Genomic DNA, 16,358 nt, shown 5'->3' on the forward strand with positions numbered 1-16,358 from the left:
ATCAGTAGCTCAACCGGACACCGGCAAAGGCAGACCGGCCCGGTGTGCCGAACCGGAAAATCGTTTCATATTCTTCATCAAACAGATTTTCGATCCGGCCATAAAATTCGATATTGTCGGTTATCGGCATAGCGGCTCGCAGATCGACAAGCACATAGCCCGCTAACTCCCGGCTATTGGATGTGTTATCAAAACTTCCACCGACATGACTGATCGTCGCACCGGTTTTGAGGCCAAAAGCCCAGTCATAGTCGATTGAGGCGTTGACGCTATTTCTTGGGCGCCGCGCCAATACCAGATCATTATCCCGGTTTTTCGCATCGACCAGTGTATAGTTTGCGGCAAATGTCAGACTATCGGCCGGACGCATGGTAATACCCAGTTCAACACCTTGTGCCCGGGCTCGTCCTACATTGTCATAGGTGCCAGAAGGCCGGTTCGTGCAAATACCCGTCTGTACGGGACAGCCGATGAAATTGATCAGATCTTTGCTGTTGCGCCGAAACAAAGTGGCCCAAAGCTCTAACCTGTTGTCAATTAGCTGCTGCGTGATGCCTGCATCCCAGCTTACTGCTCGTTCGGGACGCAGCGTGTCATTACCAAAATCACTGAATAGCTGAAACAGCGATGGCACTTTGAAGCCCTCACCATAGCTGGCTCTGAAAGTCGTCAAACCTTCATTGGGGCTATACACAATATCTCCTGCAAAAGTTGTTTCACCGCCAAAACTGCTATGATCATCATGGCGAACGCCCGCCGTCGCAGTTAGCCCGTCCAGAGGCATTATCCGCAACTGTCCGTAAAAACTGTCAATGCTTGCATTGGCGCGGCTGAACGGGGCTCCAAAGCTGGAACTGCGAAAGCGCGAGTCTTCCCTTTCCGCTCCGATCGTGGCTTGAAACATGTCGGATATGTCAAGCACGCCTTGATATTCAAAGCGTTCATTCCGGCCCAGTGCATCAAATGTCTGGACGGCGAGATTGAAATTGTCGCGCTTTGTGTTGGTATAGGCAAAAGCAAAACGATTGCGAAAGCGGCCGTCCAGCAAAGCAACGTTCAGCCCGGCGTAGCCCACAAATTCTTCGGTTTCTGATGTTTCCGGCGTGTCGCCAAAGGTAAATGTCGGCGGTGCAAAGCCGTCAATATCCGTCCGGCCATCTGAATAATAGCCGCGCAGATCAATGGATATGGTATCGCTTAGCGTGATTTCAAATTTGCCATTTGCACCGAAGTTGCGATAGCCATCGCGCTCGACCCCGCCGCGATCTTCGTTAAAGGTTGAAAAGCCATCGGTTCGAAAATAGCCGGCACCGATGCTCGCCGCCACGGGACCAAAGCGCCCGGAAATATTCCCCACAGCCTGGCCGGTATCGCGGTAACCATATTCTGCGCGAGCATTGATACGAATGTCATCGGTCGGCGCGCGCGTAATGGTGTTAATTACCCCGCCAATTGCTTGACTGCCCCAGATAACTGATTGTGATCCGCGCAGGACTTCGATGCGGGCAATATTGCCAGTTAGCAAATTGCCAAAATTAAAGCCGCTGCCCGGGGATGATGGATCGTTCAGTTTGACCCCATCAATCAAGGCAACCGTCTGGCTGGAATCCGCGCCGCGAATATTGACCGACGTCGATGTACCGACGCCACCATTGCGGTTGAAAGTAACGCCCGGCACAGTGCGAAGAATATCTGCTACCGTCACGCTTTGGAGCCGTTCTATCTGCTCTTGGTCAATCACGGAGATGGACTGGCCGGTTTGGGACAAAGGCTGCTCGGACCGAGAGGCTGTTACGACGATGATATCCTCACCATCTTCGGTAATTACTGCCGTCTCGGCGAGTACCGGCGAAGACACCGCCAATGCAGTGGTTGATAACATAAAACTATGAAAACGCATGAATATTCCTTTTTGACAATCATTCAAAAAGGCCACGCATATTTTACGCCTATGGAGTTCCCACATGCGCAGCCCGATGGTAATCGTCGCTACGCGAGGAAATCCTCGATCATATGGCACACCCCGTCCGCATGATAGAACGACAGCTACGGGCAGGTCTCCTGGCTCTCGGGTCATTGCTTGGCCTGTCCCCTTCCCAGACAAAGTCCAGTGGGATTTGACAGGCCCGCTCACCAATCACAGTTGCGGGGGCAGCTTCGGATGGGGATATCTATCCTTTCCGAATTCCCTTTTGATCCCGTCTCCGGGAACCTGTAGCAGGAACGCTCTAGTCATCCTCAATTTACGGAGCAAGAAAAAATGTCTTCTGACAGCAACGGGAGCCACAGAAGCACCCTGATATTGGGTGGGACTCGCTCTGGAAAAAGCAGTTTTGCGCAGCGGTTGGCGGAGGAAAACGGGGGGGATCTGATCTATCTCGCGACCGCAGAGGCGTTTGACGCTGAAATGACAGATCGCATAACCCGTCATCGAGAGGATCGCGGCCCCAATTGGCAAACGGTTGAGGAAAATATCGACATCACCAATGTCATCCTCGAAAAATCATCGCCGGGAACAACCATCTTGGTCGATTGCCTGACAATATGGCTAAGTAACCTGATGCTGGCCGAGGTCGATATTGAGAGCGAATTGAATAAATTGATGGGCATATTGAAAGATGTTCAAGGACCGGTCATTTTCGTGTCCAATGAAGTTGGATCGGGTGTGGTTCCCCAAAGCCCGTTGGGAAGGCGATTTCGCGATGAGGCCGGTTGGATGAATCAGCGCGTCGCTGCAAACGTAGAAGAAGTTGCATTGATCACCGCTGGACTACCCATATGGCTAAAGGGCAAAGACTTTCGTGATTGATGGATTAGCAATCCGACTATGCCACGACTTTCATGAAACGAAAATCTGGCACCGGCAAGTATGAGGTCGGACCTAGTATAGCGTCAGATTCAACTACCGATCGGCAGCGGCTCGTCTCCCAGCGCAAGGTGCAGGTTGATGCGGTTTTCGATTTGAGCACGGCGTGTTTCGACTGCCCGTGTTTCTGATGCAATGGCAGTTGTCTGGGCATCGATCAGTTCGAATATCGTGGACCGGCCATTAATATAGCGACTGCGGGTCAATCCGACCGCAGCGCGAGCTTCCTCAGCCGCTTTGGCAGTCGAGGCGACTTGCCGCTCAAGCGTTGCTTCTGCGTCGAGCCGGTCCTCCACTTCCTGAAAGGCTGTCAGGGTTGATTGCGCATAGTTGAATAATGCGGATTTTGCGAGTTCGCCCTGCCGATCTGCCTCGGCCAGCAAAGCGCCGCCTCTGAACAGTGGTTGCAACAAGCCCGCAGAAATGGCGTTAATATAGGTGCCCGGATCAAACAGGTCGCCAAAATTGCCGCTGCGGGTGGTGGAATCAAAACGAAGGGTTAGTTGCGGGAACATCGCATGTCTGGCTTCTGTTGCGCGAAGGCCTGCTGCGTCGACCCGGGCTTCGGCAGCAATCAAATCTGGGCGGCCGGCCAGGACCGCTACTGGTGCGGTGACATCTGGTAGCGGTTGAGGCATCACGAGACTGGCAGCGCCGGTGGCATCACCAGATGGATAGCGCCCAATCAATACTTCCAGCGCACGGGCCGCATTTCTGGCTGTGCGCAAAGCGGTTTCCAAACGGTCCTCACTGTTCGAAACTGAGACCTGTGCCAATCGCAAATCAAGACGCGAGGCAAGGCCGGCGCGAAAGCGGGCATCAGTAATTCGCAATGTGTCCTTACGGCGTTCGAGATCGCTTGTTGCGAGATCCAAAGAGATACGGGCTGCGCTGCGATCATACCAGCTTTGGGCAACGGCGGCGGCGAGCGCCTGACGGGCGGCAGCAAAATCGGCTTCAGCGGCTCTGGCTTCGGCATTACCAGCGCGGGCGAGGGACAGGTTGCGGCCCCAGATATCGGCTTCCCAGCTTGCCTCTAAGGCACCATCGTAGACAGTGGCGGAATTTTCCGCATCAGTAGCAGTGCCTGATAAATCTATCCTCGGGAAAAGATCCGCACGGGCCACTCGCATGGCGGCTCGGGAAGCACGAAGTTGGGCCAACACCGACTGCAAATTACGGTTATTGGCAAATGCCTCCTGGATGGCATTTTCCAGACCCTCGTCACCAAATCGTTTTACCCATCCATTGCCTGAATCTGTGGGTTGTGGGTTATTGATATCCGTCAGCGGCAGTTCAGGGCGCGACGCCCAACCATCAGGCGCTGCCGGCACAGCATCAAGGTCAAGAGCTGGTCCACCGCGAATGGAGCAAGCTGACAATGCTATCAGCAAAGCAATCGGCAATAGGCGCGTGGTCATGCTGGTCATCCTGCGGACTGCTTTGGTTCGGCATCAGATTTCTTGCCATCATCCCAAGTCACGGTCTGACCATCGCGCAGCCTTTCTCCGCCGCGGACCACGATCATGTCGCCGGCAGTAATTTGTCCTGAAATCGCGACCCGGTCACCCGCTGGTTCACCTACTTGAATGTCGACACGCTTGGCGGTTTTGTCTTTGGGGTTCACCACATAGACGAAAATACCACTGTCGCGCAGGACCAGCGCGTCACGCGGTGCAGTCAAGACATCGCGCTCAACGCCAGTTGGCACGGTGATCGAAATGGCACTACCCATTTTCAGATTGTGGTTTCCCATCGGCGCGCGGACTTCGAGGGTCCGACTAACTTCGTCACCCGTCTCGATAACGGTCCGGACGCGAGAGGCGCGTTGTTCACCATCTGCAAGGATCGTAACCTCTTGTCCGGGCGATAGCGATCCTGCGACCGCAATTGGGACGCGGACGCGAGCTTCCGAGCCTTCCCTACCAACAATTCGACCAATTTCCCGGCCAGGCGTTGCATATTCCCCCACCTCAATGCGGCGCTCCACCATCTGACCGGCAAAGGGCGCGCGGATACGGGTGCGGGCCAGGTCGAGCTGCGCCGTTTCCAAAGCAACCTTTGCCGCAGCGAGACTGGCGCGGGTCTGATCGCGCGCAGAAATGGCTTCATCCAAAGATGCCTCCGATTCTGCTTCTTCTTTCAGCAGTTGCTGCAACCTTCCGACTAACCGGTTTTGATAGGTCAAGTCCGATTGCAAACGAGCAACCTCTGCACGAGCCTGATCTCTGGCTAGTCGAGCCGAGCGGTCATCAATCACGGCAATTACTGTACCGCGACTGACCCGCGCACCGATGTTAAGTGTGGTCTGTATGCGCCCGGCTACTTCTGCAGCAACAACAGAATCGCGGTTGGCAACGATATCACCGGGAGCCGTAAAATTGGGAGTAAGCGCCAGTTTTTCGATTTTTGCGAGCGTTACAATAGCGGGCGGCGGCCCGCCTTGACCGGGACCACCTTGTCCTTCAGCGGCATTGGACGCAAAAAACAGGAAATAGATGAGTGTGGCCAGCAACAACGCACCACCAATCGATATCCAGCGAAGATTGTCACGGATCATATCAGGTAATGCAAAACTCATTCAGCAGGCTCCGGCATTAGTCCACCGCCGAAATCTGGCTTTGGCTCAGTGGTTTTTATGGGTTTGTTGGGGGTATCCGGTTTACTTGGCGTATCTTTCTTCGCCGATCCCAACTGGATAAGCGCAGGAAGCAACACGAGCGTAAATATGGTTGAGACCAGCACGCCGCCGACGATGATAACCGCCAGGCCGCGATAAATCGCGCTGCCTGGTCCGGGTACCAAGGCGAGTGGCAGCATGCCCATGACGGACGTGCCTGTGGTCATCAAGATTGGCCTTAGCCGTAGGCGAAGTGCTGCTCGGGCAGCTTCTGATCGATCCATACCTTCGGCTTCGCTTTCGCGCGCTTGTGCCATAAGCAGGATCGCGTTGTTCACCACGATACCCAGCAATATTACGAATCCGATCATACCGAGAAGATCGAGCGGCGTTGGTTTGAACAGATTGAGTATCTGGATCGCGATCACCCCGCCAACCGTAGCCAGGGGTAAAGCGATAATAACCAATGCCGCGTCGCGCGCAGATCGGAATACTGAAGCCATGATGACAAACAATAGCGCTGCAGCCAAAATGAAGTTGGTACTGAGTGATTTTACCGCTTTAATCAGAGCATCGGCATCGCCGCCGTAACGCAATGTACCATCATTTTGTAGCGCATCGCGGATGGCGGGCTCGGCATTTTTCTGAATGATTTCCAGAGCTTCGCCAAGTGCCATACCCGGGGGTGGACTGATGTTGAGCGTTATTGTCTTGCGTCCGTCCACATGACTGATCTGTGTCGGTCCAACGCCGCGGAGTAGTGTTGCCACTTCGCCCATCGGCACTGTACCGGCATTTGGTGTAACCAACGGGGCGCTTTCAATCGCCTCGGGGTCGGAGGCTGCGGAACCGCGCATGATTACTCGCATCCGTTCTCCATCTGAGACATATTCGCCCAAGTAAAGACCATCACCCAAAGCCCGGACAGCGCGGCCGACCTGATCACGGGTCATACCGAGTTCCGCAATGCGGCGGTCATTGGGCGTGAGGCGGAGTTCCGGCACAACCACATTTGGATCGGGATTAGGCCTGACCATGCCGCCGGGCATGGCTGCCTGAATGGAATCTGTTGCAACCAAGGCAGCTTCACGCAAATTTTCATCATTTTCGGACTGAAGGTACAGCTCAATGGAGCCATTGCCGCCGAAATTGCCGAACAAGCTTCCTTGCTGAGCAAAGGCCTGAACGTCCGGAAAGCCTGCCAATATCTCACCGTTTACAATGCCGGTCATTTCATCAATGCGGGATTGGTCCTTAATCCGGATGCCTGTATTGAGACCCCAGGGATTGACGAAAAGATAGTAGTTGAGCAGTTCCGGTTGCTTCTCGCCCTTCAAATAGGGATCAAGACGCTCGACAACTTCTTCAGCAATTTCGGTTCGTGCTGACTCGAGTGTAGCGCCCGAGGGTAAACCAACCCAGGCATCGACAGCGTCACGTTTCACGTCGGGCAGGTAGTCCGTCTGCGGCCATAGGAAATAAGAGATGACCAATGGCGCAATAATCAGCGAAGGAATCCAAATTTTCCGTTTCTTGTTGCTGTCGATCAAAGCAAATATCCGGTCGGCATATCCGTCCCAGCGGCGTTCATTATCCTCCATATCGACCTGTCCGTAATGGCGGGCGGCGGCAGGTAACAATGTGACAGCAACGATCAAGCTGGCTACAACGGAAATGGCTATCGTAAGCGCGAGGTCTGCAAATAGCTGGCCTTCGACATCTTCGATAAACATAATCGGAATGAAGATTGCAACAGTGGTTGCGGTCGATGCAAATAGAGCCGGCCAGACTTGTGATACCGCTTCCAAAGCTGCCTGCCCGGGAGACCGACCGTGATTGCGCAAGCGGACGAAATTTTCCATCACGACGATGGCGGCATCAAGCACCATACCGGTTGCAAAAGCCAAGCCGGCGAGCGAGATCACATTGATTGTGCGTCCAGTCATTCCAATGACGGCGAGCGTTGCTAAGAGACAGACCGGTACAGTTGCGGCGATGATAAGGGTAGCGCGCCAGCGACGAACGAAGAGCCAGAGGAGCCCGATGGCGAGGAATGTGCCAAGCAGCAAATTCCCACTGAGAAAGGACAGCGCCCGTTTTATGAAGACCGATGGATCAAAACTTTTCTCGATCCTCGCACCCATGCTGGCCAGTTCATTTTCGTTGAAAGTTTCTACCGTGGAAAGAACGCCATTGATGGCGTCGAGCGTATTGCTGCCGGGCTGCCGAACGACCCGCATCCCGATGGCCGGGTTACCATTTTGATAGGTCACGCCGAAAGCCTTGTCAGGACCGACATTGATATCTGCGACATCGCGCATGCGGATCACGGTCGAACCGCGCTGCGCAACGGTCAGATCGCCAATCTGCTCTGCTGAGAAATTACCTTCAAAGCGGAGTGCATAGCCGCGGCGCCCAACATCTACAGTGCCGCCGCCAACATCCTGAAACCTTCCAACGGCGCTGGAAAGCTGTTCTATGGTGAGATTGAGCTGGGCAAGGCGCCATGGATCGAAGCGGATGCGCAATATCCTTTCACCGGTTGGCGCTTCCACAGAGACACCTTGAACCCCCTCAACGGATTCAAGTTCGGGGGTGATCGTATCGCGGGCAAATGTCGCAAGCGCTTCGGAGTCCAGATTGCTGTCCGGTAACGCTTGAAGAAACAGATATATGAGCGACTCGCCCTGATCGCCATTAGCACCGCCTACCGAGGGGCGATCGGCATCGAGTGGCCAGTTACGAACCCGCTGGACGCGGCTCGAAACCTGGGCAAATGCCTTGTCCATATTGGTACCGAGCGCAAATTCAAGATTGAGCCAGACATTGCCATTGTTAGACCAGGACTGCACACTGGTCAGGCCAGGAAGGCCCCTCAGCTCATCCTCAATCGGAATGGTGATTTCAGACTCTATTTCCTTAGGGCTGGCCGCGCGCCAACCTGCCTGTACGGTCAGGGTAGGGCGTTCAATATTGGGGAAGAGCTGTATCGGCGTGCTGAAGGCCGATACAATTCCGATCAACGCTATCAAAGCCAATGCCGCAGCTATGGCTGCAGGATATCTCAGGGCGATGTTGGTGAGGCTCATTGCTGACCACCTCGTGAAACACCTGATTCACTTTTTGACTTCCGCATGCAGACTCCCTCCCGTCTCCAATAGGCTTCAGATAACTTGGAGAGACGGATTATCGTAACAAACGAAACTTACTCAGGTAATTTCGACGAAGATTATCTTGATTTCGATTAACAGCATTGCTGTTGATTGATATCATCGCTTGGCCAACCAAAGCCAAAATGCCCGTCTGCTTACGGTAGACCTTGATGCTGGGAACAAGCAAAATCGCTGGTATGTAGCCGATTATGAGAATAATCGAGTGCTCCAATTACAGTGATCATCATAATCATCGGGACTGACCAATTTATGCTGTTGAAACATCTGGCCCAGCAACATATCTGCCCTGCGATTAAATAACTTAATCAATTGAATTCCGAGACTGGAATGCAAGAAATATCGACAGTTTTTTAGCGTAAAAGGTAAATAAATGACAACTATCAACAAGAAGATTCTGCCATTCTCCACCGAAGCATTTTTCCGCGGTGAATTCGTCAACGTTACGGAAGAACATGCGCAAGGGAAATGGGCCGTATTTTTCTTTTACCCTGCCGACTTCACGTTCGTGTGCCCGACCGAGCTTGAAGACCTTGCAGACCAATATGAAGAGCTGCAGCGCATGGGTGTAGAAGTCTATGCGGTTTCAACCGATACTCATTTCAGCCACAAGGCATGGCATGCCAGTTCCGATGCTATTGGCAAGATCAATTTCTATATGCTCGGTGATCAGAACCACGAGATCAGCAACAATTTCGGTGTCCTTCGTGAAGGTCAGGGGCTTTCCGATCGTGCGACTTTTGTTGTCGACCCTGATGGCATCGTCCAGGTAATGGAAATCACTTGCGAAGGTGTCGGACGCAACGCCGCAGAACTGGTACGCAAGATCAAAGCTGCACAATATGTTCGTGCCAATCCCGGTGAGGTATGCCCAGCCAAGTGGGAAGAAGGCGAAAATACTCTCGCGCCTTCTATCGAACTGGTCGGCAAAATCTAAAGACCTTAGATAACATGACCATTGAGTGGCGGCCTGCTGAATGCTGGCCGCCACAATTATCCGGCGATTATGTTGATCGTCGGCAAGCCCATTCCCTCGAGTACAAGAGTAACCATGGCCGTCCTTGATCAATCCACCACCGAGCAATTGAAATCCTATCTGACGAACTTGCGGCGCCCGATCAGCCTTGTTGCAACGCTGGACGACGGCGACAAATCATCTGAAATGCGCGAATTGCTGGAAACCATCGCTTCGCTCTCCGACAAAGTTGAAGCCGGATTTGATGGTACAAGCAGCAGGTGTCCTTCGTTCATGATAACTGCCGATGATGGTAAATCAGAGGTCGAGTTTGCCGGACTGCCAGTTGGTCACGAATTTTCCTCACTGATATTGGCGTTGTTACATGTTGGCGGTCACCCGCCAAAGCAAGACGCGGAACTGTTGGACAGCGTCCGTGATTTGGAGGGCAGTTTCCACTTCGAGACTTTCTTCTCGCTATCCTGCCAGAATTGCCCCGATGTGGTTCAGGCGCTTAACATCATGGCGGCGCTTAACCCGAATATCAGCCACACTGCGATTGACGGCGCGCTTTTTCAGGATGAAGTCGAAAAACGTAAGGTTATGGCAGTTCCAACGACTTTGTTGAACGGAGAGCCATTTGGAGCTGGGCGTATGGATCTTGCGCAAATCGTCGCAAAGCTCGACAGCGATGTGTCGGCCAAGGCCGCAGAAAAGCTCTCGAGCAAAGATCCGTTTGATGTTCTTGTCATCGGTGGCGGTCCTGCTGGCTCTGCCGCGGCAATTTATACCGCACGTAAGGGCATTCGCACCGGCATCGTTTCCGAGCGATTTGGTGGCCAGCTTCTCGATACGCTTGGCATTGAAAATTTCATTTCAGTGCAACGTACGGAAGGTCCAAAACTTGCAGCGGAACTAGAACAGCATGTACGGGAATATGACGTTGATATTATGGATACCCAAAGGGCGGTAAAGCTAGCGGCGCCGAATGGCGACGGATTACATAAACTGCATCTGGAGAGTGGTGCTGAGCTCAAGGCAAAGACCATCATCCTGTCGACCGGCGCGCGCTGGCGCCAGATTGGCGTGCCTGGCGAAGACGAATATCGCAATCGCGGTGTCGCCTACTGCCCGCATTGTGACGGCCCGTTGTACAAGGGCAAAGACGTCGCGGTTATCGGTGGCGGCAATAGCGGTGTCGAGGCGGCAATTGATCTGGCTGGAATTGTAAAGCATGTGACTCTGATAGAGTTTGATAGTGACCTGCGTGCTGACGCCGTGCTGCAATCAAAGCTGGTCAGTCTGCCAAATGTCGATGTTTTGAGATCAACCCAGACGACCGAGATTCTGGGCGATGGCGATAAAGTAACTGGTCTGCGTTATGCTGATCGTGACACCGGACAGAGCCATGACATTAATCTGGATGGCATCTTCGTGCAAATTGGACTGGTTCCCAATAGTGAATGGCTGACTGATACGATTGCGCTAACGCAGCACGGCGAGATTGATGTGAATGAAAACGGTGCGACGAATCTACCGGGTGTTTTTGCAGCGGGTGACGCAACCATCGCGCCCTATAAGCAGATCGTTATCGCGATGGGTGAGGGGTCCAAGGCAGGATTGTCGGCGTTCGATTATCTCATCCGATCAGATAACTGACACCGCGATTGTTTTGGCTCTGGGGCCAAAAAAATCTTTCCAGTTCACCGGCTATAAAACGGTGAGATGGTTATGATTCATATCTGAGCCAATCTCAACTCTCCGGCCGTCATCATGCCATTATGCCGCGACGGCTTCGCTTACTCTTGAATGCTTGCAATTCCGCAAATTTTTGTAACCACCCTTTTGGAATCGGCTTCTACTGCTGACGGATGAATGGATTCCAAGCCTGCATAGCTACCCGGCTTTCGGATCGCACGAATGATTTCCGGGCGTCGCCACATCTCCATCATTTTTAGTTTGACAGTTTTCAACGATCGGCCCTAAACACGAATGAGAATCATTTGCATTAGCAATAAGAGTCGAGGGAGCTCTCTATGAGAATACGTTCGCACTGGCATCGGCCAGGCCTGACATGCAGCATGCTTGCGCTATGCTTTTCACATGCTGCTCACGCCGCAGAGGATGCCGGAGATGCGTTCGATGATGAAAAGGGTATCACTGTTACAGCAACCCGTGCGCCTGTTGCCGTGGTGGATGCACCAGCCACGGTAACGGTTATTGATGCAGAGCGCCTCGCCGATGAACTGGCAAACGATGTCCGCGATATCGTCCGTTTTGAGCCCGGCATTTCGGTGCGCCGTGCTCCTGCTCGTTTTGGGGCGGCCCTGGGTTCAACCGGCCGAGCGGGGAATGAGGATTTCAATATTCGCGGCATTGGCGGTAACCGGGTACTCATTCAAGTGGATGGTATCCGTTCGCCTCAGGGTTTCAGCTTCGGTGCACAAAGCGTCGGTCGCGGCAATGCGACGGATGTTGGCCTTATCAAGTCAGTGGAAATCCTGCGCGGTCCGGCCTCAGCGCTCTATGGCAGCGATGGATTGTCCGGTGTTGTGAGCTTCACAACATCTGACCCGATTGACTTTATTGCTGATGGCAAAGCCATCGGGGGCTTCGCACGCGCGCAATATAGTTCGGTGGACAAAGAGTTTTCCGAAACAGTCGCTATTGCCGGACAGATGGGAGATTTTTCTGCGATGCTGGCCTATTCGCGCCGTGACTTTAAGGAGCTTGATAATCAGGGTACGAACGATGTCGAGGGCTCTGCGAGGACAACGCCAAATCCACAAGATGGTGAATCCAACGCGTTTCTGGGCAAGCTTGTATGGAATGACGGCAACCACCGTCTCCGATTGACCGGTGAGTATCTGGAGCGGGAGATTTCATCCAATGTCCTCTCCGGCTTGGGGCCAGTTTTCCTGTTTCCAGGACCGCCGAGCTGGATTGTGGATAGCCTGACTGCTGAAGATAGTACTGAGCGAGTGCGTGCATCGCTCGACTGGACCTATAATGCCGAGGATGAAGGTGCCGGATTTATCGACTATGCCCATGTTGCGGCTTATTGGCAGGACGGTGAGGACGAGCAGTTTGCCGACGAAGACCGGACAGCGACAGGAGCAACGCCGCGCCCGGATCGGGAACGATTGAATACGTTCAACAATCGCGTTTATGGGGTTGCTGCAGACTTCCGATCCAGCTTTACGACTGGTCCCATAAAGCACACGCTTACCTACGGCGGTGATTACAGCATTACCCGTCAAGATGGTTTGCGCGATGGCGTTGTTCCGCCTTTCGGTGAAGTTTTTCCATCACGCGCATTTCCTGTAACTGACTTTTCATTGGGCGGTTTTTTCCTCGGTAACGCTATGGAATTTGGCGATGGTGCTTTCACGCTCTATCCCGCTCTGCGATTTGATTTCTACGACCTCGATCCCAAAGATGACCCTCTATTGCCCGGCTTTGTACCGACTGGACAAGACGGGTCGAAAGTTTCGCCGAAAATTGGCGCTGTCTGGAAATTGGGTAATGACGTACGTCTGTTCGGCAACTATGCCCGCGGTTTTCGTGCACCCACCCCCAGCCAGGTCAATAATTTCTTTGAAAATCTGGCCTTTGGTTACACATCGCTACCCAATCCTGACCTTGATCCAGAAACGAGCGAGAGTTTTGAAGCTGGGGTGCGCTACAATGCAGATGGCATTAACCTCGGGCTGACAGCCTTTTCTGCCAACTATGATGATTTTATCAGCCAAGAAGTAGTTTCGGGATCATTTAGACCAGGCGATCCGGCCGTGTTTCAGTTCGTCAACCTGAACAGCGTGGATGTTTATGGCATTGAGGCCCGCGCTTCTTATGAAGCCGAAAATGGTTTTCGTGCGCGATTTGCCATTGCTTTTGCAGATGGCACTGTGGAGGCGCCCGGCGCAACCGATGTGTCTTTATCGACCATTGATCCGCTCAATGCGATCCTCGGAGTAGGATATCGCGATCCGGCAAATCGTTTTGGCGGCGAAATGATCATATCATATAATGCGCGCAAGGAAGCTAACGCAACTATAGGGGTTCCTGGCTGTAACAATGCCTGTGTTCGTCCAGACGAATCTGCGATTGTCGATGCCACGGCATTTTACCGGATTAGCGAAAACTTCACGGTTCGGGCTGGTATATTCAACCTGTTGGATAAAAAATATTCGCTTTGGAGTGACGTTCGAGGTTTGGGGCTCGTAACCGATCCTCTTGGAAATCCTACTCTGACACCGGCTAATGCCGATGCTTTTACACAGCCTGGTCGTAATGTCAGCGTCTCGATCAGCGCCAGTTTTTAAGGTGGTCAGGCGCAAACACAGATTACTTATGATGAACGCCCGAACATATCGTGGGCAAAGGAGAAGCAACCATGAAATTTAGATATTATGCAGGCATTCTTGTCCTCGCTATCGCACCGGCACCGTTATGGGCGAACCCACCAGAGACTAATCAAGCCGCTAGCGCACAGAAAGCAGCATTTGAGCAAGATCGGGCTGATATTCTTGCAATGGCCGGAAACTACAAAGTGCGTTTTGATATGCAGGAATCAACTGCTTGGCGGGCGGACTATGAACCTCGGGAACGCAAAATTTCCGGCGGCAATGAGGTCGTGCGGGTGATAGAAGATACCGGTACCAAAATCATTCTGCAGCATCTTCTGGTCGTCGATATGGGTGATGGCAAGGATTTCATCGTGAAGCATTGGCGTCAGGACTGGGAATATGAGCCAGAGGATATTCTTGTATATTCTGATCGCCATAGCTGGGCACTACGGCCTGTTCCGGCAGAGCAACGAAAAGGACAGTGGTCGCAAACCGTCTATCAGGTTGATGATAGTCCGCGCTATGCCGGGATCGGAACGTGGGAAACCGAGGCAGGCGTGCGGCGCTGGAGTTCCAACTGGACCTGGCGTCCGCTGGCGCGGCGTGATGCGGTCCGCGACCCTGTTTACGACCGTTATTATGCCATCAACCGACATTCTCCGATGCCCGGTGGCTGGATCCATTTTCAGGACAATACCAAAATGGGCATGGTTGAAGGCAAACTCGAGCCCATCGTGCAGGAATATGTACTGAATACGTACACCAAGTTTGACGACTATAATGTCAAGGCAGCAGATGACTATTGGTCAAAGACCAAGGACTATTGGGCTGAGGTTCGTGCCTCATGGGACAAGGCCTTTGCCTCTCATCGTGGTGTAACAGTGGAAGAAGAAGCGCAGACCGGTACAGTGATCAGCGGTGAATTGCTGTCTATGGGAACGAAAATCGCTGATGGCGAAATGGATGCGAAAGCGGCTACTCTGAAAGCCCGTACTCTGATTGCCGATGCAACAAAGCCGGGCGCCGTCCAAACTGCACAGAAGTAGAAGGATCCGATCACCAATTGTTGGAACTGCCGACCTTTGGTGAGAAAGATAATAATATGCAGTCTTACATTTTTTTTGCGTAGTAACTGGCTTATACTCTGTTAATGACATCTCGGATGGCGACTGAGCTTAGTCCACTACTGGACCAAACTTGGTTTCAAATCTTATCTTACAAGGAACAACTCATGCGTTTTGGTATCTTCGGTCTCGTCTTAGCAATTCTGGGATTGTCGGCATGTAGCGACGGCACGCCCGGCGGTGCTGGCGCTTCTGACGGAAAGATGCTGGTGGTCTTTTCGTCCCGCCATTATGATTCGGATTATGCGTTGTATGATGCCTTTGAAGAGGCAACCGGTGTGGAAGTGCGCACGATTGAGGCGGATGGCGACTTGCTCGTGGAACGCTTGAAAGCCGATGGTGAGCGCAGCCCGGCCGATGTCATTGTAACTGTTGATGCGGGCAGGCTCTGGCGGGCGGAACAGGAGCAGCTATTTGCTCCGCTTTCGTCTGAAAAGCTGGACGCTGCCGTGCCAGCTGGGATGCGACATCCTGATGGACTTTGGTATGGTCTGGCAAAACGCGCACGCGTTCTGGTCTATGCTCCGGACCGGGTCGATGAAACAAAACTGACCGGTTATGAATCGCTCGCGGACCCTGCTTTCAAAGGCAAAGTTTGTGCGCGTTCGTCGGGCAATATCTACAATATCTCGCTGCTGGCAGCGCTAATTGACCGCTGGGGTGAAGAAAAAGCGCAGGATTGGGCGAGCAACGTGGCTGGTAACTTTGCGCGCGATCCTCTGGGCGGCGATACCGATCAGATCAAGGCTGTCGCGGCAGGCGAATGCGATATTGCATTGGTCAATCACTATTATTTTGCCCGGCTGATGAACGAAGAAAAAGATAAGAATATTGTTGAAGATTTGGCGGTTTACTGGCCGAATGCTGACGCAGGCGTGCACGTCAACCTGTCTGGTGCTGGTGTTGCAAAAAATGCGCCCAATCCAGAGCTGGCCCGTCAGTTCATCGAATTTGCGATGACCGAACAGCCACAACGTTTTTTCGCAGAATTGACCAACGAATATCCGGTGGTTCCATCTGTTGAATATAAGAATGCTGCGCTGGAAAAGCTCGGTGACTTTAAAGAGGATCCGATAGCATTATCCAAACTGGGTGAAAATCAGGCCGAGGCTCAGAAGCTCTTCGATCGGGCTGGCTGGCCTTGATTTTAGCTCACGGATGATATGGGGCAATATATAGACAGAATTTGGCGTGGGATCAGTCCTACGCCAATAGGGGTATTCGCTGCCCTGATATGTACGCTTCCCGTCATCGCCCTTATCCCTTTGGGATTG

The 16,358-nt window shown here is 52.9% G+C and carries 10 protein-coding genes and 1 riboswitch; of the genes, 6 read left to right on the forward strand and 4 right to left on the reverse strand.

Translation table 11 applies throughout. The annotated features are described in order from the left end of the window. Position 1: 1 nt before the first annotated feature. Complete coding sequence (locus AC6I9Z_RS07545; RefSeq protein ID WP_461454859.1) at positions 2-1,900, reverse strand: TonB-dependent receptor plug domain-containing protein; 1,899 nt, start codon at positions 1,898-1,900, stop codon at positions 2-4. A gap of 134 nt (positions 1,901-2,034) precedes the next feature. Next, a riboswitch (cobalamin riboswitch) is annotated at positions 2,035-2,231 on the reverse strand. Positions 2,232-2,260: 29 nt separating this feature from the next. On the opposite strand from AC6I9Z_RS07545, the gene cobU reads away from it, so the two are divergent. Continuing rightward, positions 2,261-2,809 (forward strand): bifunctional adenosylcobinamide kinase/adenosylcobinamide-phosphate guanylyltransferase, encoded by a 549-nt coding sequence (gene cobU / locus AC6I9Z_RS07550; RefSeq protein ID WP_461454861.1) that lies wholly within the window; start codon positions 2,261-2,263, stop codon positions 2,807-2,809. A gap of 89 nt (positions 2,810-2,898) precedes the next feature. Here the strand turns inward: cobU and AC6I9Z_RS07555 are convergent, their stop codons facing one another. Genes AC6I9Z_RS07555 through AC6I9Z_RS07565 form a run of 3 tightly spaced genes read right to left on the reverse strand, consistent with a single transcriptional unit; the run spans position 2,899 to position 8,575 of the window. Continuing rightward, positions 2,899-4,287 (reverse strand): efflux transporter outer membrane subunit, encoded by a 1,389-nt coding sequence (locus tag AC6I9Z_RS07555; RefSeq protein ID WP_461454863.1) that lies wholly within the window; start codon positions 4,285-4,287, stop codon positions 2,899-2,901. A gap of 5 nt (positions 4,288-4,292) precedes the next feature. Continuing rightward, entirely contained in the window at positions 4,293-5,447 is a 1,155-nt protein-coding gene (locus AC6I9Z_RS07560) for an efflux RND transporter periplasmic adaptor subunit (RefSeq protein ID WP_461454864.1), read from the reverse strand. After that, positions 5,444-8,575 (reverse strand): efflux RND transporter permease subunit, encoded by a 3,132-nt coding sequence (locus AC6I9Z_RS07565; RefSeq protein ID WP_461454866.1) that lies wholly within the window; start codon positions 8,573-8,575, stop codon positions 5,444-5,446. Before AC6I9Z_RS07565 ends, AC6I9Z_RS07560 begins: the two co-directional genes overlap by 4 nt. 454 nt (positions 8,576-9,029) lie before the next feature. Between AC6I9Z_RS07565 and ahpC the strand changes: the two genes are divergently transcribed. The 5 genes from ahpC (at position 9,030) to AC6I9Z_RS07590 (ending at position 16,229) form a co-directional block, all read left to right on the forward strand. Further along, a complete protein-coding gene (ahpC, locus tag AC6I9Z_RS07570; RefSeq protein WP_461454868.1) occupies positions 9,030-9,593 on the forward strand; it encodes an alkyl hydroperoxide reductase subunit C in 564 nt (187 codons plus the stop codon). A 114-nt stretch (positions 9,594-9,707) separates the two neighbouring features. Next, the gene (gene ahpF, locus AC6I9Z_RS07575) at positions 9,708-11,270 is read left to right on the forward strand and encodes an alkyl hydroperoxide reductase subunit F (RefSeq protein ID WP_461454870.1); all 1,563 of its coding nucleotides are present in this window, start codon (positions 9,708-9,710) and stop codon (positions 11,268-11,270) included. Between the two features lie 377 nt (positions 11,271-11,647). Continuing rightward, entirely contained in the window at positions 11,648-13,936 is a 2,289-nt protein-coding gene (locus AC6I9Z_RS07580) for a TonB-dependent hemoglobin/transferrin/lactoferrin family receptor (protein WP_461454872.1), read from the forward strand. A gap of 71 nt (positions 13,937-14,007) precedes the next feature. Further along, positions 14,008-15,006 (forward strand): DUF6607 family protein, encoded by a 999-nt coding sequence (locus AC6I9Z_RS07585; protein ID WP_461454874.1) that lies wholly within the window; start codon positions 14,008-14,010, stop codon positions 15,004-15,006. A 185-nt stretch (positions 15,007-15,191) separates the two neighbouring features. After that, on the forward strand, positions 15,192-16,229 hold the full coding sequence (locus AC6I9Z_RS07590) for an extracellular solute-binding protein (protein WP_461454876.1): 1,038 nt from the start codon (positions 15,192-15,194) through the stop codon (positions 16,227-16,229). The last annotated feature ends 129 nt before the right edge of the window (positions 16,230-16,358 follow it).

Source organism: Parasphingorhabdus sp. (genome assembly GCF_059726685.1).